This is a genomic window from Streptococcus oralis (assembly GCF_023109005.1).
Taxonomy (GTDB): Bacteria; Bacillota; Bacilli; order Lactobacillales; family Streptococcaceae; genus Streptococcus; species Streptococcus oralis_BU.
Genome location: NZ_JALDTU010000001.1, coordinates 120,361 through 145,782, shown reverse-complemented (window position 1 = coordinate 145,782; position 25,422 = coordinate 120,361). Strand labels below are relative to the sequence as shown.

Sequence of the window (25,422 nt, the reverse complement as noted above, 5' to 3'; positions counted from 1 at the left end):
TTTTTACTTCTCCTTGTCCCCTAAGAGCCGATGTATTTCGCTCTTCAGAATCTCTGTTGGCTGATAGATTTGAGCTGCACGACTAAGTTGGTTCAAGTCTGGCCAGTCATCTCTAGCCAACAACTCATCAAAAGCGCGTCCAATCGCTTCCGTATCCTCTCGTTTAGTAGTCAGGGCAATCCCTGCCTCTAATCCACGAACTGCATAGTCATACTGATCATAGTCATGGGGGAGAATCAAGGCAGGCTTACCATAGATGATACACTGGTAAAAAATACCCGCACCACCATGATGAATCACATAATCCATCTGAGGAATGTACTCCTTATAGGGAAGATAGGATACCACAGAAACATTGTCCATGAGCTCTTCACATTGGAAGTCTTGTCCGCCAAACCCCAGAGTCACAAAGAAGTGGCAATCTGGATGTGCTTCTGCCAATTGTTGTGTCTGATAGAGGAGATTGTCTTTGGCCCATGCTAGCTGAGTGCCACAGGAGACAAGGACCTTCTTATAATCTGCATAAGGAGACAAATCGAGGGGATAATTTTCTGCCCTCTCAATCGAAGACCCAAAAGGTCCCACCCAAAGGTAGTGCTCTGGAAAACCACTTTTCAGCTCCAACTCTTTCATCCCAATTCCCAAGATGGAATAGGGCGAATAGATGGTTTCCTGACCTTTCTTATTGTAGAGCCTAAAATCGTAACGTTTCAATCGTTCTCTCAATAAAAAGCTTACGATTCGTTTCCCTAAACGAGTCCCTTTTCTTCCTAGCCATTGCAGACCAGATTGGAAAGATGTTTTTGGACTGCCCATTCCTCCAAAGAAACAAGGCGGTCCATCTGTCGTTTCAATGGCAAACTGTGTCGCCATTGTGGTAATCCAGGGAATATTCAACTGTTCCGCTACAAGTCCTCCAGAGAGGGTTATAAAGTCCGCAATCACAATATCCGGTCTATTTTCCTGCCACTCTTGCACTAATTGATCTGAAACCACATTGATCAAATCAAGACTAGCTGACAACTGTCGATAAGCAGAAATAAGGTTTAACTGCCCTTCATTGTTGGCTACACGCTCAAACTCATCTACACAATTTTCTAAAATGGGAATCACCCGGAAGCCCATCTCCTCTGCGACAGCTTTTCGTTGCGGTCCTGTAAATAATCGAATCTCATACAAGGGATCCTTCAACAAGGGTGCGAGTAAATTCAGGGTCGGGAATAGATGCCCACTTAAGGGCACTACAACCACATCAATTTTGATTTTTCTCATATGTCTAGGATAGCAAATTTTTAAAAAAAGAACTACCAAAATGATAGTTCTTTCCAGCATTATTTAGCTTCTTTTTCACTTTATGAATCAGAAGAGTTCTTTGTATAGTGCAATAGTTTCTTCTAAGGTTGGCATAAATGGATTTCCAGGTGCACAGGCATCGATCAAAGCATTCTTAGAAAGGTAGTCAAAGTCAAAGTCTTTTTCTTGGATACCGAGTTCAGTTAGTTTCTTCGGAATACCTACTGTTTCAGACAGTTTCTCAATTTCAGCAATAGCATAGTCAGCACATTCTTGGTCTGTTTTCCCTTCAACATGGAGTCCCAAGGCCTTGGCCACATTGCGAAAAGCTTCTGGTACACGCTTGGCATTTTCACGCTCTACAACTGGAAGAAGCATGGCACAGCAGACACCATGTGGCAAGTTATATACCGCACCGAGTTGGTGAGCCATAGAATGAACATAGCCCAGACCAGCGTTGTTAAAGCTCATACCTCCGAGGAAGATGGCATTGACCATAGCCTCACGCGCTTCGATATCTTGTCCATTAGCTACAGCACGAGGGAGGTATTCTTTGATGAGCTCGATTGCTCCGATAGAGAGTTTCTTGGTCACATTATAAGCACCTGGTGTTACCAAGGCTTCGACAGCGTGGGTAAGAGCATCCATACCTGTCGCGGCTGTCAATCCTTTCGGTTTTGAAAGCATGAGTTCTGGATCATTGACAGAGATTAGAGCGAGGCTATTCTTATCAACCATTACCATCTTGACCTTGCGTTCTTCGTCAGTAATAACATAGTTAATCGTAATTTCTGCAGAAGTTCCAGCTGTTGTATTGATGGCAACCACTGGCAAGCCTTTTTTAGCAGACTTGTGGAGACCTTCGTAGTCTTGTGGTTTTCCACCATTTGTAGCGATGATAGAGATACAGCTAGCTGCATCCTGAGGAGATCCTCCTCCAAGACTGATGATGAAGTCACAATCATGCTCTTTCAAAGCAGCCACTCCGTCTGTGACGTTCTTGCAAGTCGGATTTGGCTCCACATCGCTAAAGATCACATATTCGATCCCTTCAGCATCTAACGGTTTTAGGACTTTGGGTAAAATATCACTACCTTCGATGAACTTGTCTGTCACCAAAAGAGCCTTTTTATACCCCAGTTCCTTGATATACGGACCTACTTCATTTACAACACCTTTACCAATAAGGTTAACTGCCGGAACGTAAAATGTGGCCATATGCGTTTCCTCCTGCGCCTCTGCGCTATTTGATTATTTACCTTAAGTATACGACCTTAGTACAAGTATTACAAATTTTTGTAAGCGTTTTAAGTAAAAAATCAGTAAAGAACCATTGGTCACATTTTAAAACAAAAAAGCTCCAATAAGACGAATTTCATCTCATTGGAACTTTAACTTAATGATTATTGCTTAGTTAGGACGACTCGGTCAGATGCCTCACGGTCCATATCATCGATAATCATTTGATTACCATTAACCGTATAAATTTTGACATCATCACCGATAATGACACGTTGATTTTCTGGCTCAAAGGTGACTTGCTGGATTTCCTTATCTCCATCTGGCTCGACCTCAGTCCATCTACCAGTTTTACCTGTTACAACAAGAGTGATTTGGTCATTCTCATCTTTTCCAGTATAGGTACCATCGATGTTCGTAGGTTGAGCTACAGTAGTGTCCTGACTTGAGGATGCCTGTGGTTGACTAGCACTTGTAACAGTGCTAGAAGATGATTCTTGTTAAGTAGATGATTACTGAGCAGATTGCTGGGTAGAGGCTTGTGCCTTAGGTCCACAAGCTGCTAAAAGACTAAGAATTGCTAAAGAAGCAATAGAAAGTGTGAATGTTCTCGTTTTCATAGCGATTTCCTTTCTTTTGTGCCAATGTTTTGCTGGAATCGTTTCCAGATATACCTCCTAGCTACAGTATAGCAACCTAAACCTAGAAGGTCAACTAATCTCATCGCTTCCTACCAAACTTGCTCGCACTTCCGAGATAAAGTAGAGGGAGCCCGTCACGAAAAGCAGGTCCTGATCATTGGCATTTTCTTCAAATTCGCTGATAAAATCACGATAAGAGTCAACCAGTTTATAACCAGAAACATCGCTTTCTTCTAAAGAGCCTTGGTAGTCAAAGCCTGTTACCTTAAGTTCCACCTGAGGCAACTGCTCCGTTAGATAGCCTAGCATCCCCTGATAATCCTTGCGTTTAAGAGCACCAAAAAGGACATGAACCTGGTATCCTTGCTGAATTTTCCCTTGGATAAACTCGACCAGACGAGTCAAGGCTGGAAGATTGTGAGCCCCATCTAGGTAGATATGCGGACGAATCCGTTCCAATCGACCGGCCCAGTGGGTCTCTTTCAAGGCCTGTCTGACAAGCTCTTCTTCGACCCTTTCACCTCCTGATGCCATAAACAGAAGAAAAGTTTGTAAAGCCAAGGCGGCATTTTCTTGCTGATAAGCACCTTCCAAACTGATTTCAAGCCGTGAAAAACTTGCTAGCTTACTTGAAAAATCTCCCGCATTTAAGGTGAAGTCTTGCCCGGTTTGATAAAGGTCTACATCTAACTCTCTCGCTTTACTTTGGCAGACAAGCTCTGCTTCTGGAGAAAGCTTAGCAATGACCGCCTTCTTGCCAGACTTGAAAATACCAGCTTTCTGATCTGCTATTTCCTCCAGACTATCGCCCAAGGTCTCCTGATGATCTAGACCAATCGAAGTAATAACTGCAATCTCGCCTGTTACGACATTAGTCGTGTCAAGCAAACCACCAATCCCCACTTCTAGAAGAACCAGATCCACTTCCTGCTCTTTAAAGTAAAGCAAGGCAATCAGGGTCAACAACTCAAAGAAAGACAAGTGGTCATGTGTTTCTAAGAGAGTTTTCTCCATCTCCTTGACTTGGTTAGCTATACGGATAAAGTCTTCATCTGCGATCGGTTGTCCATTGATACAGATTCGATCATGGATACTAATGATATGAGGAGAGGTAAAAGTACCAACTTTTTTACCATGGACGACAAACAACTCCCTCATAAAGGCAATAGTTGACCCTTTACCGTTAGTCCCTGTTACGTGGATAATGGGATAAGTCTTCTCAGGATTCCCCAACAAATCCACAGCTCGCTGCATTCGTCCAAGTCCAGATCTAAAGTTTAAACCAATCCGACTATGAAGCCATTCTTCTACTTCAAACATACATGTCTCCTTAACAAAAGTCCAATCAACTACCGCATCAAAGTATGATTACAAATAAAAAGTGAGGTCAGGACTAAAATCCCAACCTCTTACCTGGTTAGCTAATCACTAGCTACAATGAATTTCAACGTGGGCTAAAAACGTCCCCCGGACATTCCTGCGTTTCTAATTTCTGGCGCAGAACTAAAAATGTCCCCCGGACATTTTTACTCTTCCATAAAGCTGTTGAAGACTTCTTCAATCATGTTCCATTCGTCTTCTGAGTCTTCTGGGATTGGTTGCAATTCGCCTTCTGTTCCGTCTTCATTTTCGATGAATGAGTAAGCTTGGATTTCAACTTCACCATTTTCATCTTCTTCTGCATTAACTGGCACTAGCAGAACATAGTTTTTACCAAATTCTTCTTTCCCATCGATGGTCAAAAGAATTTCAAACAAGGTTTCATTTCCTTGCTCATCTACTAGTGTAATCAATTCACGTTCTTCGTGGTCATGGTTGTGATCGTGTGACATAGTTTCTCCTCTGTCTTAAAATTTTCTATCTAAATAATTTTGCAAAATCAGCTGAGCAGCCAACTTATCAATAACTTTCTTGCGTTTGTTACGGCTGATATCTGCTTGTTCAATCAACATACGTTCCGCAGCAACGGTCGTCAAGCGCTCATCCTGATAGTCTACTGGCAAACCAAAGAGTTCTTCTAATTTTGCTCCGTAAGCTTGACTGGCTTCTACTCGCGGACCGCTGGTATTGTTCATGTTTTTTGGCAAACCTACTACAAAGCGTTCTACCTTATAGCTGTCAACCAATTCCTTGATACGGTCAAAACCAAACTGGCCTTGATCCTCATTGATTTGGATGATTTCAAGTCCCTGAGCGGTGAAGCCTAGGGGATCGCTAATAGCCACCCCTACTGTTTTTGAACCGACGTCCAATCCCATAATTCTCATAGATTATAGATCGACTCCTTGTCCTTTAAGGTAGTAGCGTACCAGTTCTTCAACAATTTCATCACGCTCATACTTACGGATTTGATTTCGTGCATTGTTGTAACGAGGAACGTAGGCAGGGTCTCCACTCAATACATAACCGACGATCTGGTTAATCGGATTGTAGCCCTTGTCATTCAAAGAAGCATAAACATCTGTCAACGTTTCGCTAATTTCTTTCTTATTGGAATCATCCAATTTAAACCGTACAGTTTCTTCAGTAAATCCCATTCTAACACCCTCTTTCTTTAGAATAGTACTATTATAGCACATTCCCTGACGTTCTACAAATAAGTCAGTCTATTAATTTGGATTTTCTATTGTTCTGTCGCCCCATTTGCCACTCTGTCTGCAATATATTGGCTAGGTTCGTTTTTTAAGAGATTTTCAAGACTGATATTTTTTAAATATTCGATCTGAGATGCCTTTTTGACATCCAATACTTGAAAATCATAAGTCGTTGTTGTCTGGATTTCGGTCTCGCTGAGTAGCTTGGTTTCCAGTGTAAATCCTGCTAGTTTGCGTGCCTCTTGGATGGTCTCATCCTTCTCTTCAGCTTCTTGAAGCGCTTTTTGCGTCTCCTCTAGGCCATTTTCAGAGATAAAGTTCTTGAGTTCATCCCCGACAGGTCGTTTTTGCTGAATGGTCAAGGTCAAAAATTGATTGCCTTTATAGGTAATAGTCTGAATCTGCTGCGTTCCATTTTCTGACTTCGGCATCAACAGGGTCTTGGTGACAACCGTATTCTTTTCGGCATTGTCCAAAACGGGAAGGTTTGATTGGATGGGGTCAGATGCTGTTGTAGAAGCAGCAGGGGTTTCCTTTTTTTGCCCACATCCCGCAAGCAAAAAGAGGAGGGCAAAACTAGCAATTAGTAACTTTTTCATAATTCCTCACATGATTTCAAAACAAAAGAGCAAACAAGGCCAGGAGTCACTCCCAGCCTTGATGTTTTATAGAGCTGCACGTAGACGTGCTTCTGCATTTTCTACATTACGGACAGAGCGTGGCAAGAAGGCACGGATATCATCTTCTTTATAGCCGACTTGTAGGCGCTTCTCGTCAACGAGAATCGGACTCTTTAAGATCCGTGGTGTTTCCATGATTAAGTTGAGCACTTCATTGACACTCAAATCCTCGATGTCAACTCCAAGTGCCTTAGCGTAGCGGTTTTTTGACGAAACGATACTGGCAATTCCATTATCTGTTTTCGTGAGAATATCTAATAACTCTTCTCTTGTAATTCCTTCTTTACCGAGATTTTGTTCTTTATAACTTAACTGGTGGGCATTGAGCCAGGTTTTCGCTTTTTTACAGCTAGTACAACTTGAGACTGTATAAATTTTGATCATGTACCTACCCCTTTCGCTACATGTTACTATCAGTTTAGTCTATTATACCATAAAAAGCATCCGACTTGCGACCTATTTTTAAAAAAATTTAACTTTTTTCGAGATTTTCGTACTTTTTTCTTGACAAATTTAATTTATAACCAACTTCTAAATTTTTTGATATAGATTCGTTTCACAACTGTAACACTTATCATATAAAGAATAATTATCAAAAGCAAAAAGAGGAAATAAATTGGTTTCAAAGGGGTTAAATGAAGCAGGTTAGCAATTGCAGAATAGGGAAGGAAGGTCACAAAACTGGCTGCTAGCAAGGTTGTCCCAAGAACCAACCATGACGGACGGCTTTGTAAGAAGGGGAGTTTTGCTGAACGAAGCATATGGATGACCATGGTTTGGGACCACATGGATTCAATGAACCAACCTGTCTGGAACAGGATGATAAAGCCCGTTGCAGACTCTGCTCCGTGAACATAGGCTTGACCTGTCGTCATTGGGACAATGACAAAATAGAGCAAGATAAAGGTCAAAATATCAAAGGCAGACGAAATCGGACCCATCCAAATCATAAAGCGAGTAATAGACTTGGCTTCCCACTTATGAGGATGTTTCAAAAAGTCTTCATCCACATTATCAAATGGCAAGGCAATGCAAGAAAGGTCGTAGACGAGGTTTAACACAATCAAGTGAATCGGAGCCATAGGAAGGAAAGGTAAAAAGATACCAGACACTAAGAGTGACAGAATATTCCCGAAATTAGAGCTGACCGTCATCTTGATATATTTGGTCATATTGGCATAGACTTTTCGTCCTTCAACCAGACCTTTTTCAAGCACCATCAAATCTTTATCTAGCAAAATGACATCAGCTGTCTCTTTGGCAATATCTACTGCTGTATCGACAGAAATCCCTACATCTGCTACTTTCATAGAAGGGGCATCATTGATCCCATCTCCCATATAGCCGACACAATGTCCATTAGATTTGATTTGTAAAATGATTCGTGCTTTTTGATCCGGAGAGAGTTTAGCAAAGACAGTCACCTTCTCAACTGCTTGTGCTAACTCTTCGTCCGCCATAGCATCAATATCAGAACCCAACAAGATTTGATCAACGTCTAAACCAACTTTTTCGCATACTGCTTGGGTTACCTTCTCATTATCCCCCGTCAAGATCTTGGTTTGAACACCATACTCTAATAAAGCTTGGATAGCAGGGGCTGCAGATGGTTTTGGTGGATCTAGGAAGGCAAGATATCCTGTTAGAATCATTTCCTTTTCATCTTCAACGGAGTAAGCAAAACCTTCTTTTAGACCTGTTTTATAAGCGACTCCCAAGACTCGTAAGCCCTGTTGATTGAGTTGGTCCACTTCTTTTAAGATTTCCACTCGGATATCATCCGTCAGAGGGCTAATCTGACCTTGATATTCCACATGGGTTGAAATCGCAAGCATTTCCTCTAGGGCACCCTTGGTTACCAAACTAACAACTTCGTTTTCATCCTTGACGATGACACTCATCCGTCTACGTTCAAAATCAAAGGGCAATTCATCTATTTTTTGGAAGCTAGTATCCAAATTTTGTAGAATAGCGTGTTCTTTAGCTTCTTTTTCAGTTCTACTGATAATGGCACGGTCCATCAAGTTTTTCAAACCGGTTTGAAAATAGGAATTGAGATAGGCTCGTCTCAACACAGACAAATCCAAATCCCCATGTATATCCAAAGGATATTCAAGGACAATTTCGTCTTGGGTAAGGGTTCCAGTTTTATCCGTACACAGGATATCAATAGCACCTAGATCTTGTATGGCATTGAGTTTTTTGATAACGACTTTTTCCTTGGCCATGATAATGGAGCCTTTTGCTAGACTGGCCGTGATGATCATGGGAAGCATCTCAGGTGTAAGCCCGACACCCACGCTCAAAGCAAATACGCCAGCTTCCAGCCAGTCGCCATCTGTCAAACCATTGGAGAGAAATACGATGGGAACCATGACCAACATCAAACGGATTAAAAGCCAGGAGATACTGTTCATATCCCGTTCGAAAGAGGTAGGCTCGTCATAAGTATTGAGAGTCTGCTCTATTTCCCCCATCATGGTGTCATCACCAACTGCTAGAATCAAAGCCTTGGCACTTCCTGATATCACGTTGGTTCCCATAAAGGCGAGCGCTTCTGCTTCTAGCAGACTATCAAAATTTGACTGACTCATTTTTGACAAAGCCAATTTTTCAACCGAATCACTTTCACCCGTCAAGCCAGACTGTTGAACAAAGAAATCACGTGATTCAATCAAAAGGAGGTCTGCTGGAATCATATCCCCAGCACTCAATTTGACTATATCTCCAACGACCAAATCTTCAATTGCGATCTCTAAATTCTGGCCTTCGCGAATAACCGTAGCTGTATTCACAATCATTTTTGAAAGATTGGTCGCAGCCTTGTCACTCCGCAATTCTTGGACAAAGCGTATGCCACCAGAGATTAGAACGAGAACGACGATGATGATAGAGGTCGTCGGGTCTTCTTGCCCAGGCTTCGCCAACCAGACGTTGGTCACCATGGAGATCATAGCGATGACCAGGAGGATGATTGTAAATGGATTGATAATAGATTCGTAAATCTTTTTAAGGATACTGTCTTCTTGACCCTTGGTGATGGTGTTTTCGCCATATAGATCACGATTTTTCTCCACCTGCTCCTCAGTCAAGCCTGTCAGACTTGTCTTATAAAAAGATAGAGTTTCGTTTAAAGGTGTATGAATAGCTGCTGCTAATCTTTCTTTTGTAGTTTTCATTGGTTTCTCCTATCTGCATGAATGATGTGTTTCATACACAGAGACCAATCACTTTATAAGGGCAGAACGACACAAATCAGCGATTGGCTGTGTATGTGCGGTTCTGGGTGGTCGTCAATTTGCATCGTCTGTCTCCTTTCCCTGTTCTAAAACAGTAGAAAATCCTGCCATAAAATGGCAGGATTAAAAAACTAATTATCTGTTTTTTCGTTCAAGCTTTAACTCCATAGGGCAATGAAATGAGCTTAGTCTTGGCCTTCGCGACCAGGACTGTTGACCAACGAGTAGTGTCTCCACTGCTTTGCGGTAGTCATCCGTATCCCTATGGTAGCCTCACCTACCGTTTTCGTCTATCAGTATAAACCTTTAAAATATAAAAGTCAATGATTTATCATAATTTTCTTAAATAACAATTAATTCCTTCGGTGCTAGAGTCAACAATTCGCAACCGTTATCTGTAATTAAGATATCATCTTCAATACGAACCCCGTATTTACCTTCAATATAAATACCTGGTTCATCAGTCAAGACCATACCAGACTTAATGACTTCTTTGGAAGTTTGGCTAAAGTAGGGTTCCTCATGGATATCCAGTCCGATACCATGGCCAATACCGTGAGTAAAGTAGTCGCCATAGCCTGCATCGATAATAATATCACGAGGGATTTTGTCAAAGTCTCGGAAACCTAAGCCATCCTTAGCTTGATCAATCAAGGCTTGGTTGGCTTTCAGGACAGTATTGTAAATCTCTGCCTGCTCGTCACTGACATGGCCTAGGTAGATGGTACGTGTCATATCGCTGACATAGTGATCGTAGAGACAGCCGAAGTCCATGGTGATGGCTTCTCCCGCTTCAACTGGTTTGTGCATTGGATGGGCATGGGGTTTGGAAGAGTTGATACCACTTGCTAGGATTGTGTCAAAGGATAAGCCAAATGCTCCTAGCTCCCGCATACGGAAGTCAAGGAAGTTGGCAATTTCGATCTCAGTCTTTCCAGGTTTGATAAAGTCAAGCGCATCGCGAAAAGCTTGATCTGAGATGGAACATGCCTTACGAATAGTCGCAATCTCCGCTTCATCCTTAATCATACGAAGTGCTTCTACAAACTGAGTCTGTGGAAGCAAGTTGATCCCTGCAAACGCTGCCTGCATACGGTGGTAATAAGAGACCGAAATCTCGTCCTCAAAACCGATACGAGACAAGCCCATATCCTTAACAATGCCTGCAATAACAGCCAATTCATCGCGGTCAGCCACAATCTCAAAACCTGTCACTTCTTGCTTAGCAGCAATGATATAGCGAGAGTCTGTCACCAAGACCTGACGGTCACGGCTGATAAAGACTGTTCCATTTGAACCCCAAAAACCAGTCAGGTAATAGACGTTTTTAAGGTTGTTGATGATGATACCATCTAGTTCTTTTTCTTGCATTTTAGCTAGAAATGCTTGCACACGTTTATTCATGATGTAACTTTCCTTTCAAATAGTGTCCTGTGTAGCTGGCTTCGTTGGCCGCTACTTCTTCTGGAGTTCCTGTTGCGATGATGGTTCCACCACCGACACCGCCCTCAGGACCCAAATCGATGATATGGTCTGCCGTCTTGATAACATCTAGATTGTGCTCGATGACGAGGACTGTATTTCCATCGTCGACAAAGCGAGCCAAGACTTTAAGCAAACGAGCGATGTCCTCAGTATGAAGCCCTGTCGTTGGCTCATCCAGAATGTAGAAAGATTTTCCTGTCGAGCGTTTGTGGAGTTCACTAGCCAATTTCATACGCTGGGCTTCTCCCCCAGAAAGGGTGGTAGCTGGTTGCCCTAGCGTTACATAGCCCAGCCCCACATCCTTGATGGTCTGAAGTTTGCGTTGAATCTTAGGAATGTGTTGGAAGAATTCCACCGCATCGTTGACGGTCATATCCAAGACCTGCGAGATATTCTTTTCCTTGTAGTGAACTTCAAGGGTTTCACTGTTGTAGCGAGTCCCGTGGCAGACTTCACAAGCCACGTAAACATCTGGCAAGAAGTGCATCTCGATCTTGATAATCCCGTCACCTGAGCAGGCTTCGCAACGACCGCCCTTGACGTTGAAACTGAAACGGCCCTTCTTATAGCCTCGAATCTTAGCTTCATTTGTCTGGGCAAAAAGGTCACGTATATCGTCAAAAACTCCCGTATAGGTAGCCGGGTTGGACCTCGGCGTCCGTCCGATCGGGCTCTGGTCAATGTCAATCAAGCGGTCTACATGCTCAATTCCTGTAATCGTCTTAAACTTACCAGGCTTGTCTGAATTGCGGTTAAGCTTCTGGGCAATGGCTTTTTTGAGGATGCTGTTGATTAAGGTCGATTTCCCTGAACCTGACACCCCTGTCACTGCGATGAATTTTCCTAATGGGAAGCGAGCGGTAATATTTTGCAAGTTGTTCTCACGCGCTCCTGTCACCTCGATAAAGCGACCATTTCCGGAACGGCGCTCTGCTGGCACTGGAATCGCTCTTTTTCCTGACAAGTACTGACCAGTGATAGACTTGCTGTTGCGAGCCACCTGTTTGGGCGTTCCTGCAGCAACAATCTCTCCACCAAAAACACCGGCACCCGGACCAACGTCAATCAGATAATCCGCCTCGCGCATGGTATCTTCGTCGTGTTCCACCACGATGAGAGTATTGCCCAAGTCACGCATCTTTTTCAGACTAGCAATCAGGCGGTCATTATCCCTCTGGTGAAGACCGATGGACGGCTCATCCAGGATATATAGGACACCTGATAGGTTGGATCCAATCTGGGTCGCCAAGCGAATACGCTGACTCTCCCCACCTGAAAGGGTTCCTGCCGAACGCGACAGAGTCAAATAGTTAAGACCTACGTTATTGAGAAAGGTCAAGCGATCCTTGATTTCCTTGAGAATGGGACGGGCGATAATGGCTTCATTTTCAGACAGAGTCAACTGGCTCACCAAAGCCAAGTGGTCTGCGATAGACAGGTCTGAAATCTCTCCGATATGGGGTCCTTTCTCCCCACCCACACGGACAGACAAGGCCTGGTCATTGAGACGGTAGCCGTGACAAGTCCCGCAGGTCAGCTCATTCATGTAGAGACGCATTTGGGTGCGCGTGTAATCACTATTGGTTTCGTGATAACGACGCTTGATATTATTGACGACTCCCTCAAACGGAATGTCGATATCACGCACACCACCAAATTCATTTTCATAATGGAAATGGAATTCCTTGCCATCTGAGCCGTAAAGAATCAAGTTCTTATCTTCTTCTGACAAGTCTTCAAAAGGCTTATCCATATCTACTCCAAAGGCTGTCATGGCCTGCTCTAGCATGTTTGGATAGTAGTTAGATGAGATAGGATTCCAAGGTGCCAAGGCTCCCTCACGCAAAGTTTTGCTGGCGTCTGGCACTACCAAATCAGTATCCACTTCTAGCTTGATACCCAAACCGTCACACTCACTACAAGAGCCGAAAGGAGCATTGAAAGAGAAGAGACGAGGCTCTAACTCTGGAACAGTAAATCCACAAACTGGACAGGCATAATGCTCAGAGAAGAGCAACTCAGAATCGTCCATAGTGTCGATAATGACATAACCTTCTGCGATACGAAGGGCAGCCTCAATGGAATCAAAGAGACGGCTACGAATGCCCTCCTTAATGACAATACGGTCGACCACGACATCGATATTGTGTTGCTTGCTCTTCGACAACTCTGGCACTTCGGTCACATCATAAACTTCCCCATCCACACGGACGCGGACATAACCGTCTTTCTGAATCTTTTCAATGACGCTCTTGTGTTGCCCTTTTTTCTTACGAATGACAGGAGCTAAGATTTGCAGACGTTGGCGTTCTGGCAATTCCAAAACCTTATCCACAATTTGCTCCACAGAAGAAGCCTTGATAGCCCCATGCCCGTTGATACAGTATGGCGTCCCCACACGTGCGTAGAGGAGACGCAAATAATCATTGATTTCAGTCGTCGTTCCAACGGTCGAGCGCGGGTTTTTGCTAGTCGTTTTTTGGTCGATGGAAATAGCTGGGCTGAGGCCATCAATGGCATCTACATCTGGTTTTTCCATGTTGCCCAAAAATTGACGGGCATAAGCAGATAGACTCTCCACATAGCGACGTTGACCTTCAGCATAGAGGGTATCAAAGGCCAGACTGGATTTCCCAGAACCTGACAAACCAGTCACAACAACCAGCTTGTCTCTTGGAATCTCCACATCAATATTTTTTAAGTTATGGGCACGCGCCCCATGAATCACAATTTTATCTTGCATCTTTGTTCTTTCTAGTCCATTATTGCTTTCCATTATACCAAAAAATGTGAAATTCTATTACCCAAAAAGCTGTTTTTATAGTATAATAGTACGGTGCAAAAAATGAATCACTGAATAGTAGGAAAGGATAGGGGATATGAAACAAGTTTTTCTCTCAACAACAACTGAATTTAAAGAGATCGACACGCTTGAACCGGGTACTTGGATCAACCTCGTCAATCCTACACAAAATGAATCGTTGGAAATCGCTAACGCCTTCGACATTGACATTGCCGACCTTCGAGCACCGCTCGATGCGGAAGAAATGTCCCGTATTACCATCGAAGACGAGTATACTTTGATCATCGTGGACGTTCCCATCACAGAGGAAAGAAACAATCGTACCTACTACGTTACGATTCCGCTGGGGATTATCATCACCGAGGAAACCATTATCACCACCTGCTTGGAATCCCTCCCCGTTCTCGATGTCTTTATCAACCGTAGACTGCGCAACTTTTACACCTTCATGCGTTCACGCTTTATCTTCCAGATTCTCTACCGCAACGCCGAACTTTACCTTACGGCCCTTCGTTCGATCGACCGTAAGAGTGAACAAATCGAAAGTCAACTTCACAAGTCTACTCGAAACGAAGAGCTGATCGAGCTCATGGAATTGGAAAAGACCATCGTCTATTTCAAGGCCTCACTTAAGACGAACGAGCGCGTGATTAAGAAATTGACCAGCGCAACTAGCAATATCAAGAAATACCTAGAAGACGAAGACCTACTCGAAGACACTCTGATTGAAACCCAACAGGCCATTGAGATGGCAGATATTTATGGAAACGTCCTTCACTCTATGACAGAGACCTTTGCCTCTATCATTTCCAATAACCAGAACAACATCATGAAGACCCTGGCTCTCGTGACCATCGTTATGTCTATCCCAACCATGATCTTCTCAGCCTACGGGATGAACTTTAAGGATAATGAAATCCCTCTAAACGGTGAGCCTCACGCCTTCTGGTTAATCGTCTTTATCGCCTTTGCTCTGAGTGTTTCGCTCACTCTCTATCTCATCCATAAAAAATGGTTCTAAGAGGAATCCCTATGTCTCAGATTGATTTACAAAAATTAACTAAGAAAAACCAAGAGTTTATCCACATCGCTACCCAACAATTTATCAAAGATGGTAAAACAGACGCTGAAATCAAGGCTATCTTTGAGGAAGTCATTCCTAAAATCCTTGAAGAGCAAGCCAAAGGAACGACTGCACGTTCCCTCTACGGGGCTCCAACCCACTGGGCTCATAGCTTCACTGTCAAAGAGCAATATGAAAAAGAGCATCCAAAAGAAAATGATGATCCAAAACTCATGATTATGGACTCAGCCCTTTTTATCACCAGTCTCTTTGCATTGGTTAGCGCTCTGACTACCTTCTTCTCTACAGATCAGGCTATTGGCTATGGGTTGATTACCCTCTTGTTGGTTGGACTTGTAGGAGGACTTGCCTTCTACTTGATGTACTACTTTGTCTACCAGTACTATGGACCAGACACAGATCGTAGCCAGCGCCCTCCTTTCTGGAAATCAATCCTCGTCATCCTCGCTGCTATGGTTCTCTGGTTGGCTGTCTTCTTCGCAACAAGCTTCCTACCAGCAGCTCTCAATCCAATTCTTGCTCCACTGCCTTTGGCTGTCCTAGGAGCGGCCCTTCTCGCCCTTCGCTTCTATCTCAAGAAACGCTTCAATATCCGAAGCGCAAGCGCAGGCCCATCACGTTATTAAGAAAAGTGAAAAGCTATGGCATATAGTCAATCTTTAGCTCAGCAGATTCGAAAAATTCTAGCACTCAAACTTCCTCCCCAAATTTTCGAAGAAGAGCTAGAAGAAAAGAAACTGTTTGGTGGCCTTGCCTTTATGATTCGTGGGAAAATGGTCCTTACAGTCAGTTCCAGAAAGGACGAACTGGTTATGGTCAGAATTGGCAAAGAAATGGAAAAGCAAGTTCTACCCCGAACAGGAGCCCATACTACATTGATGAGAGGGCGACCTTATCATGGCTATATAGACCTAGATATCGAAGGTCAAAAAGAACTGCCTTACTGGATTGATTTAGCCCTCTCCTATAATCAAGAGTTGACCAAGTAACTCATATCTATCGAGATTAGGAAAACGAAAAGCAACTGCACAGGCGGTTGCTTTTTCACTTGCTTTCTTGAGATTCAATAGCACTTCTGAGTCTCATTCTTGTAGTTTTCTCTCATCTTTTGTGATAGAATAGACTCATACTCAATGAAAATCAAAGAGCAAACTAGGAAGCTAGCCGCAGGCTGTACTTGAGTACGGCAAGGCAAAGCTGACGTGGTTTGAATTTGATTTTCGAAGAGTATCAATTTATTTCTAGGAGGATGAGATATAGTTTCTACTATTAGTATCGTGAGCTTGTCTAGTGGCATTATCGGAGAAGACTTTGTCAAACACGAAGTGGAGCTAGGTGCCCAGCGTCTCAAGGATCTGGGACTCAATCCTGTGTTTTTGCCCCATTCGCAAAAAGGATTAGACTTTATCAAGAACCATCCTGAGGCGCGTGCAGAGGATTTGATGCAGGCCTTTTCGGATGATAGCATCGACATGATCCTCTGCGCCATCGGTGGGAATGATACCTATCGTTTGCTACCTTATCTTTTTGAAAATGACCAACTACAAAAGGTTATCAAACCAAAGATTTTTCTCGGTTTCTCCGATACGACCATGAACCATCTTATGTTGCATAAACTAGGAATCAAGACTTTTTACGGCCAATCCTTTCTAGCAGATATTTGTGAATTAGACAAGGAGATGTTGCCCTATAGTCTCCACTACTTTAAAGAATTGATCGAGACTGGGAGAATCTCAGAAATCCGCCCTAGCAACCTTTGGTATGAAGAACGAACTGACTTTAGTCCCAAGGCTCTGGGAACAGCTCGTATCAGTCATGTAAATACAGGCTTTGACTTGTTACAAGGAAATGCTCAGTTTGAGGGAGAAATCCTCGGTGGTTGTCTTGAGTCCCTCTATGATATCTTTGACAATTCTCGATACGCAGACAGCACGGAGCTCTGCCAAAAATACAAACTCTTCCCTGACTTATCCGACTGGGAAGGAAAGATCCTCTTGCTAGAAACAAGTGAAGAAAAGCCTGAACCGGAAGACTTCAAAAGAATGTTACAGGCTTTGAAAGAAACTGGGGTATTTGAGGTCATCAGTGGACTCTTGGTCGGGAAACCTATGGATGAAACCTTCTATGACGACTATAAGGAGGCACTAATGGACATCATTGATAGCAATATCCCGATTGTCTATAATCTAAACGTTGGGCACGCCACACCAAGAGCTATTGTGCCCTTTGGCGTCTATGCTTATGTGGATGCAAAAGAGCAAGTCATTCGCTTTGACTATAACGAAAAATAAACAATTTCTCCATTTTTGTGCTTTTGTATTGATTTTCGTTACAATTTGTGTCTGAATTTATTGCATCTCGCTAATTTATATGATATCTTTTTAAAGGAGGTATATATGACAAAACAAAAAATTAATCGAATTGTCGGTTCAATCGGGGCCTTTATTGGAATTATTGTATTTATCGCCTACATCCCACAAATTTTTGCCAATTTACAAGGCAACAAAGCTCAACCATTCCAGCCTTTATCCGCAGCAGTATCTTGTTTAATTTGGGTTATTTATGGATGGACAAAAGAACCTAAGAAGGATTGGATACTAATCATTCCAAATTCAGCTGGTGTTATTTTAGGTGGAATCACTTTTTTGACTTCACTTTAACAAATCTAATAGTATGTATAAAAAGCTGAGAGGAATTTCTCAGCTTTTTTATATATTCTCAGATAATTAAACGCCTGCACTCACTAATTTCCGTTTTTCCACTCACAATCATTCTCATGGTCATCAACCAGACCTGCAGCCTGAAGAAAAGATAAAACGGCAATTGGGCCTGTGAACTTGAAACCTTGTTTTTTTAGATCTTTAGCTAATTTTTCAGACAAGGCTGTTTTAGCAGGTGCTAGGTGATAGTCAGGAACATCATTCACGATCGTTTTCCCCTCAACAAAAGACCAAAGATAGGCATCAAAAGAGCCATATTCTGTCTGTAATCGTAGAAAGGCTTGGGCGTTAGCGCGTGTAGCAAAAATCTTGGCTCTATTTCGGATGATGGCTGGATTCTCTAACAAGGCTTCCAACTCGCCATCTGTCATTTCCGCGACACGTTGAACTTGGTAGTTGTAAAAGACTTCTCGGAATCCTTGGCGTTTGTTTAGTACCGTTTCCCAAGATAGACCCGACTGGTAAGTTTCCAAACACAACAACTCAAAAAGAGCACGGTCATCATGAAGGGGTTGACCCCACTCTTCATCATGATAGGCCACATATAAAGGATTGTTCATTTTAACCCAACCACAGCGTTTTGTCATATTATTCTCCTATTTTACCAACATCTTAAGGGCCGATTTGATATAGTTCTCAGCTGTATCTGTCGTTCCTTCAAAGAATTTCTTGATCTTCTTAAGCTCGGTTGCCTTGTAGCCCAATGCCAACATGGCTTCCATAGCTTCTTCCAATTCTTGGTTCTCAGCGCTGGTTTGCACTGCGACCTTAGCAGGAAGGTCATCACTAGCCACAACTACCTTGCCTTCCAAGTCCAGCACCATCTGCTGAGCTGTTTTCTTGCCAATTTTAGGGAACTTGGTCAAGTAGGTGATGTTCTTAGTTTCAATCGCCTGAACCAAGCCAGCATTGTCATCGGCAGCAATAATAGCAAGAGCTGACACAGGACCAATCCCTGAGACCGAAATCAAGCTGAGGAAGAGTTTTTTCTCATCTTCTGAGCGAAAGCCGTAAAGCAGATGGGCATCCTCGCGGACAACTTGGTGCACATAAATCTGAGTTTCTTGATTAACCTGACCTGAGTAAGCATAGGGATTGGCTACATGCAAGATATAACCGATACCATTTGTCTCTAGGACAATGTATTTAGCAGTGATTTTGGTAATGATTCCTTTTAGATATTCGTACATAGTTTTTCTCCATTATTTTGCCTATCTAGTATACCATATTTCCCCAAGACAGACTGCAACAAAAGGTGCAACCTCTGGTTGACAAATGGTACAGGAGATTGTATTCTCATTATAAGTAAAAATTGTTAGGATAGAGGTAGAAAAAGGAGGATAGAATGATGAAACTCGCAGAAAAACTATTTGAACTCCGAAAGGAAAAAGGTTGGTCCCAGGAAAAGCTAGCTGAACAAATCAATGTTTCTCGGCAAAGTATCTCAAAATGGGAGTCTGGACAAGTCCTTCCAGAAATCGAAAAAATCATTGAATTAAGCAAGATTTTTCAAGTGACAACTGACTATCTACTACTGGATGAAAATTCTGAAAAAGGTTACACAGCAGTGGTCTTGGAAGAAGACAAGGCCAAATACTATAAAGAGGTTAAATCCTTTGGTCTCTGGCAAGTGATTTATATTTTCGTATTGGCTCTGGCTATCTATCTCTTTTTAGCCGGTTCTAGTTTCCCAGCCGAATTCACTGCCTGGATTTGGCTGATCTTCATTCTCTTGATTGCTTCAGCGGTTGCTATCAACAAGGCTCTCAAAACCAAACAACGTTATCTTGATAAAGTGATTGGTCTTGAGAATCCTTCAAACCAAGACAACTCTACGAAACCTTGAATCACCTAATTCAGTTTTCGCAACACTTTCCTATAGGACTGGTCTTGTCAAGCAAGTGTAAACTTCGTGTCAAGCTGCCCATGTCCAATCAAGTTCCCACTTTGGAAAAACTAAAAAGCCTTGTTCGAAAGGAACAAAGGCTTTTTGTGTTCTTAATATTTCCCCAACTCACGGAGACTAGTGTGATTTTCCTGAATACGTCGGAACATTTTTTCCATATCTGACTTGGTAAAATGCACCAAAACGGGACGTCCGTGGGGACAGTTATAGGGATTGTCACATTGAGAAAGCTGATAAATAAGCTGTCTAGCTGAGTGATCATCGATACGATGGTTGGCCTTGATAGACCGCTTGCAGGACATCATGATGGCTAGCTCTGCTCGGTATTTCTTAATCGAAACTTCCTTGGTCAAGAGTAGCATATCACACATTTCATAGATGCCTGATTCGATTTCCTCTTCGGCCATCCAGATAGGATGTTCACGTAGGATAAATTGATTTTCTCCGTACTCTGCCAAAAAGACGCCCACGTCCTCCAAAAGCGCCATTCTTTCCCTGAGACGGAGGGCATCATCCGCTGGGAATTCAAAGATGTAGGGCACTAGGAGTTGCTGCTGGCTCTGGTCAACATTGCCGATGCTTTCACGGTATTCCTCGTACTTAACTCGTTCCTGAGCTGCGTGCTGGTCTATGATGTAGAGTCCATCTCGCCCTTGGGCAAAAAGATAAGTGCCATGCATTTGTCCGAAAAATTCTAACTCTGGGAAGCTGGATGATTCTTCTCGCTCTAGCTTGTCATAAGCCTTATCGAGGCTAGCAAGATCTAACTCTGGGTGGTCTAGTTGGTCGTAGTTAGCAGGCTTTCTCTCTGCAAAATGGAGTTTTGCGGGCTTGGTTAGCTGGTCCAAGGTTTCCTTGGCAAACAGGGTTAGGTCCCTACCCTCCTCAGTTAATTCAACCTGGTGGTCAGCCACCTCAGCTTGACTAGGTTTTGAGAGTTCTGTTTTTTCATAGTAAAGCGTATTTTCTTTGAGTGGGAGAATGGTCTGCTCCACCTTTTGACGATTACGCACGGTCGACTTGGCAAGATTTTCTAAAGCATCAGGAATCAAGGCTTGTTCCTTGAGACTATTTGAAATAGCTTCTGAAACCAGCGCCATCAGTTCTCTTTCCTTAGAAATCCGCACTTCTTGTTTGGTTGGATGGACATTGACATCAGCTAGATAGGGGTCAATATGGATGTGAATGACAGCCAGTGGAAAACGCCCTACCATGAGCTTGCTTCCGTAACCGTCAAGAATAGCGCGATTGAGCAAGAAGTTCTTGATATATCGGCCATTGATGAAGAGGCTGATATAGTTACGATTTGCTCGGGTTAACTCAGGCAGAGACACAAAACCTGTAATTTCGAAATCTAAGTCAGAGTTCTCAATGGCAATCATCTTCTTAGCACTCGCCAAACCATAAATCCCTGCGATGGCTTGGCGTAGTTGACCAGTCCCTGCTGTCCGCGTCATTTCCTTGCCATCACTAATCAAGCTAAAAGAAATCTCAGGATGGGCTAACCCTAGACGGTTGACAATATCAATGATATGAGACAATTCCGCTTGCTGGCTCTTCATATACTTGAGGCGGGCAGGCGTGTTGAAAAAGAGGTCCTCCACACAAACTTTGGTCCCCACAGGACTAGTCGCTGGGATGACTTCCTCAACTTCTCCCCCACGCGCAACGAGCTTGGTCCCATGACTCGCACCATCCACCGCCGTCAACAGAGTCAAGACGCTGACAGAAGCGATAGAGGGCAGGGCTTCACCACGAAAACCAAGCGTCCGAATCCGAAAGAGGTCTGCTTGATTTTTTATCTTACTGGTCGCATGACGACGCAGGGCCAATTCCACCTCATCGTGGGCAATTCCATGACCATTATCAGTGATTTGAATCTTCTTGAGACCAGCTTCCTCGATCTCAATGATAATCTGGCTAGAACCCGCGTCAATAGCATTTTCTACCAACTCTTTCACCACACTGGCAGGACGTTCAATGACCTCTCCTGCCGCGATCTGGTTTGCCAGCACCTCTGGCAATTCAATAATATGAGACATCTTTCAGCCCCTTTCTGTATCTATTTTCCTAGAAATTGATTAGTGCTATTATACCATATTTCAGATACTATCAGAAAAAGCAAATACCACATAGACTCCAAATCTGTCCACATAGGCAAAAGCTCTTGCCATAGGTCGTAAAATAGTGTTTAATAAAGGTGTACAAGAAGTGATCACAATTTTGTATAACTGAAAAGGAGGGAAATTTATGAAAGTAGAACTACAGATTAAGGAGACTTACGAGGAGGAAAAGCTGATTGTCCAAACTCCTCAGCCGACCGAAAAAGTCCAGAAAGTCATCGAGTTCGTAGAAAATCTTGACCAAAAAGAAACAATCAAAGGAAAGATTGATGATCAGGTCTATCTAGTTAAGATTTATAAGATACAACGCTTCTATATCGAGAATCGAAAGGTTCTAGCAGAAACTGCCAGTCAGACCTACAGCATTGATTTACGACTCTATCAAGTTCTTGACATTCTGCCGACCACTTTTATCCAAATTTCCCAATCAGAAATCGTTAATATTGACGCTATCTCTCATCTCAAGCTCACGCCCAATGGTCTGGTTGAAATTTTCTTAAAAAACGAAAGCTTCACCTACTCTTCACGCCGTTACCTAAAAACCATCAAGGAGAAATTAGAACTATGAAAAAACAAATCTTTCACGATGCAGCCGCTGGTGTACTTATCGGCCTCATCCTCTCTATCCTCTTTTCACTCATGTATGCACCAAATACCTATACCCCACTAAGCCCCGAGTCTCTTATCGGCCAAGCGATGGCTCAACATCAGGTTCACGGTGCTCTGGTCTTGCTCTACTGTATGATCATCTGGTCAGCTATCGGTGTTCTCTTTAGCTTTGGTGGTCGTTTATTCAGCCGTGATTGGAGCTTGCTCCGTGCCACACTTTCCCATTTCTTCCTTATGCTGGCTGGCTTTGTTCCACTAGCAACTCTGGCTGGTTGGTTCCCCTTCCACTGGACCTTCTATCTCCAACTCATTCCAGAGTTTGCGATCGTCTACCTTATCATCTGGGTTATTCTCTATAAAAGAGAAGCTAAAAAAGTAGACCACATCAATCAACTCTTGGCCCATAAAAAGTAATAGAGAAAATCCCACTCACAAAAATATGAGTGGGCTCTTTTTATAACTTTTGTTTGAGTTCGACCAAGACATTCATAGCCTGCATCGGTGTCATGTTGTACACATCCAGTTGAGCTAATTCTGCTAGGATAGGATGTTCTGCTGGTGTATCAAAGAGAGAAATCTGTTCCGTGACGGCGCTAGTTTGCCTCATCGGAGCTGGGCTTTCTTGTCCCTGACTCTCCAGTTGCGTTAAAATCTTATCCGCCCTTGCTAAAAGTTCTCCTGGTAAGCCAGCAATCTTAGCAACATGGATACCGTAGGATTTATCAGCTGGACCTGGTTCGATCTTGTGAAGGAAGGTGACCTGCCCACCCTGCTCCAAGGTTGCCACGTGAACATTGACCAATTGTTCCAAGCTAGACTCCAGACTTGTCAACTCATGGTAGTGGGTCGCAAAGAGGGTTTTGGCTCCGATATGTTCATGAATGTATTCGATGATGGACTGGGCAAGAGCCATCCCGTCATAAGTTGCAGTTCCACGTCCCAATTCATCAAAGAGAATCAAGGAATCCTTGGTCGCATGCGAAATGGCATTGTTGGCCTCCATCATCTCCACCATAAAGGTTGATTGACCTGAAACCAAGTCATCTGCCGCTCCGATACGGGTAAAGATAGCATCGAAAATAGGCAAATGGGCGCTCTCCGCCGGCACATAAGAGCCCAGCTGGGCCATAACCGCAGTCATGGCCAACTGGCGCATGTAGGTTGACTTCCCACTCATGTTGGGCCCTGTAATCAGCTGAATACTGGTATCTTCTGCCATCTGGATACTGTTTGGAATGTAGGTCTGAGCTCCCATGACCTTTTCGACGACAGCATGGCGTCCTTTCTGGATATCAATTTGTGAATCGTCTCCAAACTCAGGTCGAATCAAATGCTGGGTTTCAGCCACAACTGCTAGACTTTGCAAGACATCAACCGTCGCAATTCCTTGGGCTAGCGCCTGCAAACGCTGGATGTACTTGCTGACCTCTTCACGGATACGCATAAAGATTTCGTATTCGAGGTTGGCTGACTTCTCACGTGCCTCCAACATATCCCCCTCGATACGAGCTAATTCCTCGGTACCAAAGCGTTCTGAGTTTTTCAGCGTTGCCTTGCGGAAAAAGTGGGCTGGCACATTTCCCAGTTGCGAATTGGTCACATGGAAATAGTAACCGTCCTTTTTATTGTAGTCAATCTTGAGCGTACTGATGCCAGAGTTTTCCCGCTCCTTAGCCTCAATCTCAGCAATCCAGCTAGTCCCTTCTCTGAGTACACGACGGTACTTGTCTAAGGTCTCATCAAATCCCGTACGGATAATGCCACCTTCCGTAATCACGTGAGGAGCTTCAGGAGCAATCGCTGCGCTAATCAAGCTCTCCAACTCAGGAATGGCATCCAACTGTGCGATAAGATAGCCCAGAGCAGGCTGCTCCATGCCTTCTAAAATCGCACGAATCCGTGGTACACTGGATAAGGTGGTCGACAACTGCAAGAGATCCTTGGGATTGGTCTTGCCAAAAGAAACCCGACTAGCCAAGCGTTCGATATCATAAACACCCTTGAGACTGTCTGTCAAATCACTGCGTTCAAAGAAGTGATCAAGAAAGACTTGCACCACCTCTTGACGTTGGATGATTCGCTCCTTATCAATCAAAGGACGATGGATCCAAGAACGCAAGAGTCGCATCCCCATAGCTGTTTTGGTTTCATCTAAAAGCCAGAAAAGACTGCCTTGCTTCTTGCCTGAACGGGCATTCTCAACCAAATCCAGACTAGCCTTGGTCGCATAGTCCATCTGTAAGAAATCTTTAATTTCATAGCGGATAACTGGTTTGAGATGGTTCAATTCTCGCATCTGGGTACGGTGAACATACTGGAGGAGCTTACTAGCTGCCGCTTGCTCCACAGCTGCCAGTCGTGGATCCAGTAAATGAATATCCTCAAAGCCTTCCTTCTCATAGGAAAGCACCAAATGCATCTGACGGCTGAGGATTTGTTCTTCTTCCTCAGACAAGTTATAACCCAGCACCACTTCTCGAGCCTTGAGGTTACGGATTTCCCCACAAACCAACGTAAAATCTAATAGACCTGTCACATAAAAGTCACCCGTCACCAGATCCATATAAGCCAGACCAAACTGATTTCCATCGCGATCTAAGGAAACCAAGAAATTATTCTGACTATCTGGCTTACTGCTATCGACGACCGTTCCAGGTGTGATGACCTGGACCACCTCTCGCTTGACAACACCAACCGCTTGTTTGGGATCTTCCATCTGTTCGGCTATGGCTACCTTATAGCCCTGCTCAATCAGAACATCGATATACTGCTGGGCAGAATGATAGGGGACACCCGCCATGGGTATCGGATTTTCTGCATTTTTATTCCGACTCGTTAAGGAAATTTCTAAAATTTGCGCTGCATTAATTGCATCTTCATAGAACAACTCGTAAAAATCACCCATCCGAAAAAGCAAAAAAGCATCTGGGTATTGTTTCTTAATATCCACATACTGTTGCATGCCGGGTGATAGCTTTTCTGTTGCCATTTTCCGTCTCTCCTTGC

Annotated in this window: 23 protein-coding genes, 1 pseudogene and 1 riboswitch; of the genes and pseudogenes, 8 read left to right on the top strand and 16 right to left on the bottom strand. The window is 43.4% G+C overall.

What is annotated here, in order from left to right:
- Window positions 1-3: 3 nt before the first annotated feature.
- From M1F56_RS00690 to uvrA, 12 genes and pseudogenes are all read right to left on the bottom strand, one after another.
- Window positions 4-1,272, bottom strand: coding sequence for a glycosyltransferase (locus M1F56_RS00690; RefSeq protein WP_247916530.1), 1,269 nt, complete (start codon window positions 1,270-1,272; stop codon window positions 4-6).
- Between the two features lie 87 nt (window positions 1,273-1,359).
- Window positions 1,360-2,511 (bottom strand): iron-containing alcohol dehydrogenase, encoded by a 1,152-nt coding sequence (locus tag M1F56_RS00685; protein ID WP_247916529.1) that lies wholly within the window; start codon window positions 2,509-2,511, stop codon window positions 1,360-1,362.
- 185 nt (window positions 2,512-2,696) lie between these two features.
- Window positions 2,697-3,152: pseudogene (locus M1F56_RS00680) on the bottom strand (SP_0198 family lipoprotein).
- 90 nt (window positions 3,153-3,242) lie between these two features.
- On the bottom strand, window positions 3,243-4,493 hold the full coding sequence (locus M1F56_RS00675) for a bifunctional folylpolyglutamate synthase/dihydrofolate synthase (RefSeq protein WP_195215938.1): 1,251 nt from the start codon (window positions 4,491-4,493) through the stop codon (window positions 3,243-3,245).
- Between the two features lie 206 nt (window positions 4,494-4,699).
- Window positions 4,700-5,005, bottom strand: coding sequence for a DUF1292 domain-containing protein (locus M1F56_RS00670; RefSeq protein WP_000017624.1), 306 nt, complete (start codon window positions 5,003-5,005; stop codon window positions 4,700-4,702).
- 15 nt (window positions 5,006-5,020) lie between these two features.
- Window positions 5,021-5,440 carry a Holliday junction resolvase RuvX gene (gene ruvX / locus M1F56_RS00665; RefSeq protein WP_002876031.1) on the bottom strand — a complete coding sequence of 140 codons (420 nt, stop codon included), beginning with the start codon at window positions 5,438-5,440 and terminating at the stop codon, window positions 5,021-5,023.
- Window positions 5,441-5,443: 3 nt separating this feature from the next.
- On the bottom strand, window positions 5,444-5,710 hold the full coding sequence (locus M1F56_RS00660; protein WP_000507059.1) for an IreB family regulatory phosphoprotein: 267 nt from the start codon (window positions 5,708-5,710) through the stop codon (window positions 5,444-5,446).
- A gap of 86 nt (window positions 5,711-5,796) precedes the next feature.
- A complete protein-coding gene (locus tag M1F56_RS00655) occupies window positions 5,797-6,366 on the bottom strand; it encodes an SP0191 family lipoprotein (protein ID WP_247916528.1) in 570 nt (189 codons plus the stop codon).
- A 66-nt stretch (window positions 6,367-6,432) separates the two neighbouring features.
- Window positions 6,433-6,831, bottom strand: a complete 399-nt coding sequence (gene spx / locus M1F56_RS00650) for a transcriptional regulator Spx (RefSeq protein WP_000591165.1) — start codon at window positions 6,829-6,831, stop codon at window positions 6,433-6,435.
- A 134-nt stretch (window positions 6,832-6,965) separates the two neighbouring features.
- The gene (mgtA, locus tag M1F56_RS00645; protein WP_247916527.1) at window positions 6,966-9,626 is read right to left on the bottom strand and encodes a magnesium-translocating P-type ATPase; all 2,661 of its coding nucleotides are present in this window, start codon (window positions 9,624-9,626) and stop codon (window positions 6,966-6,968) included.
- A gap of 195 nt (window positions 9,627-9,821) precedes the next feature.
- Window positions 9,822-9,973, bottom strand: a riboswitch (M-box (ykoK) riboswitch).
- Between the two features lie 55 nt (window positions 9,974-10,028).
- Complete coding sequence (locus tag M1F56_RS00640) at window positions 10,029-11,090, bottom strand: M24 family metallopeptidase (RefSeq protein ID WP_212576465.1); 1,062 nt, start codon at window positions 11,088-11,090, stop codon at window positions 10,029-10,031.
- Window positions 11,083-13,914, bottom strand: a complete 2,832-nt coding sequence (gene uvrA, locus M1F56_RS00635) for an excinuclease ABC subunit UvrA (protein WP_247916525.1) — start codon at window positions 13,912-13,914, stop codon at window positions 11,083-11,085. Before uvrA ends, M1F56_RS00640 begins: the two co-directional genes overlap by 8 nt.
- Before the next feature lie 136 nt (window positions 13,915-14,050).
- Here uvrA and M1F56_RS00630 point away from each other — a divergent pair, with 136 nt between their 5' ends.
- The 5 genes from M1F56_RS00630 to M1F56_RS00610 all read left to right on the top strand — a co-directional run bounded on the left by M1F56_RS00630 (window position 14,051) and on the right by M1F56_RS00610 (window position 17,718).
- Entirely contained in the window at window positions 14,051-14,995 is a 945-nt protein-coding gene (locus tag M1F56_RS00630) for a magnesium transporter CorA family protein (protein ID WP_033605858.1), read from the top strand.
- An 11-nt stretch (window positions 14,996-15,006) separates the two neighbouring features.
- Window positions 15,007-15,684, top strand: coding sequence for a DUF1129 domain-containing protein (locus tag M1F56_RS00625; protein ID WP_033605859.1), 678 nt, complete (start codon window positions 15,007-15,009; stop codon window positions 15,682-15,684).
- Window positions 15,685-15,699: 15 nt separating this feature from the next.
- On the top strand, window positions 15,700-16,047 hold the full coding sequence (locus M1F56_RS00620; RefSeq protein WP_000331825.1) for a TfoX/Sxy family protein: 348 nt from the start codon (window positions 15,700-15,702) through the stop codon (window positions 16,045-16,047).
- Window positions 16,048-16,314: 267 nt separating this feature from the next.
- Window positions 16,315-17,349: a S66 family peptidase gene (locus M1F56_RS00615; RefSeq protein WP_247916749.1), complete on the top strand. Its 1,035-nt coding sequence runs from the start codon at window positions 16,315-16,317 to the stop codon at window positions 17,347-17,349.
- A 105-nt stretch (window positions 17,350-17,454) separates the two neighbouring features.
- Window positions 17,455-17,718, top strand: a complete 264-nt coding sequence (locus M1F56_RS00610) for a SemiSWEET family transporter (RefSeq protein ID WP_033585832.1) — start codon at window positions 17,455-17,457, stop codon at window positions 17,716-17,718.
- Window positions 17,719-17,801: 83 nt separating this feature from the next.
- Here M1F56_RS00610 and M1F56_RS00605 read toward each other — a convergent pair whose 3' ends face one another.
- On the bottom strand, window positions 17,802-18,365 hold the full coding sequence (locus M1F56_RS00605; protein WP_247916524.1) for a DNA-3-methyladenine glycosylase I: 564 nt from the start codon (window positions 18,363-18,365) through the stop codon (window positions 17,802-17,804).
- Window positions 18,366-18,374: 9 nt separating this feature from the next.
- The gene (gene ruvA, locus M1F56_RS00600; protein ID WP_049504674.1) at window positions 18,375-18,968 is read right to left on the bottom strand and encodes a Holliday junction branch migration protein RuvA; all 594 of its coding nucleotides are present in this window, start codon (window positions 18,966-18,968) and stop codon (window positions 18,375-18,377) included.
- A gap of 155 nt (window positions 18,969-19,123) precedes the next feature.
- Here ruvA and M1F56_RS00595 point away from each other — a divergent pair, with 155 nt between their 5' ends.
- Complete coding sequence (locus M1F56_RS00595; RefSeq protein ID WP_247916523.1) at window positions 19,124-19,624, top strand: helix-turn-helix domain-containing protein; 501 nt, start codon at window positions 19,124-19,126, stop codon at window positions 19,622-19,624.
- A gap of 152 nt (window positions 19,625-19,776) precedes the next feature.
- On the opposite strand, the gene mutL is transcribed toward M1F56_RS00595, so the two are convergent.
- Window positions 19,777-21,726, bottom strand: coding sequence for a DNA mismatch repair endonuclease MutL (gene mutL, locus M1F56_RS00590; RefSeq protein ID WP_247916522.1), 1,950 nt, complete (start codon window positions 21,724-21,726; stop codon window positions 19,777-19,779).
- Window positions 21,727-21,934: 208 nt separating this feature from the next.
- Between mutL and M1F56_RS00585 the strand changes: the two genes are divergently transcribed.
- Together M1F56_RS00585 and M1F56_RS00580 are read left to right on the top strand one after the other, a co-directional pair.
- Window positions 21,935-22,375 carry a LytTR family DNA-binding domain-containing protein gene (locus M1F56_RS00585; protein WP_000861947.1) on the top strand — a complete coding sequence of 147 codons (441 nt, stop codon included), beginning with the start codon at window positions 21,935-21,937 and terminating at the stop codon, window positions 22,373-22,375.
- Window positions 22,372-22,830 carry a DUF3021 domain-containing protein gene (locus M1F56_RS00580; protein WP_247916521.1) on the top strand — a complete coding sequence of 153 codons (459 nt, stop codon included), beginning with the start codon at window positions 22,372-22,374 and terminating at the stop codon, window positions 22,828-22,830. The genes M1F56_RS00585 and M1F56_RS00580 overlap by 4 nt, the downstream gene beginning before the upstream one ends.
- A 40-nt stretch (window positions 22,831-22,870) precedes the next feature.
- Here M1F56_RS00580 and mutS read toward each other — a convergent pair whose 3' ends face one another.
- Entirely contained in the window at window positions 22,871-25,405 is a 2,535-nt protein-coding gene (gene mutS, locus M1F56_RS00575; protein WP_247916520.1) for a DNA mismatch repair protein MutS, read from the bottom strand.
- Window positions 25,406-25,422: the final 17 nt, after the last annotated feature.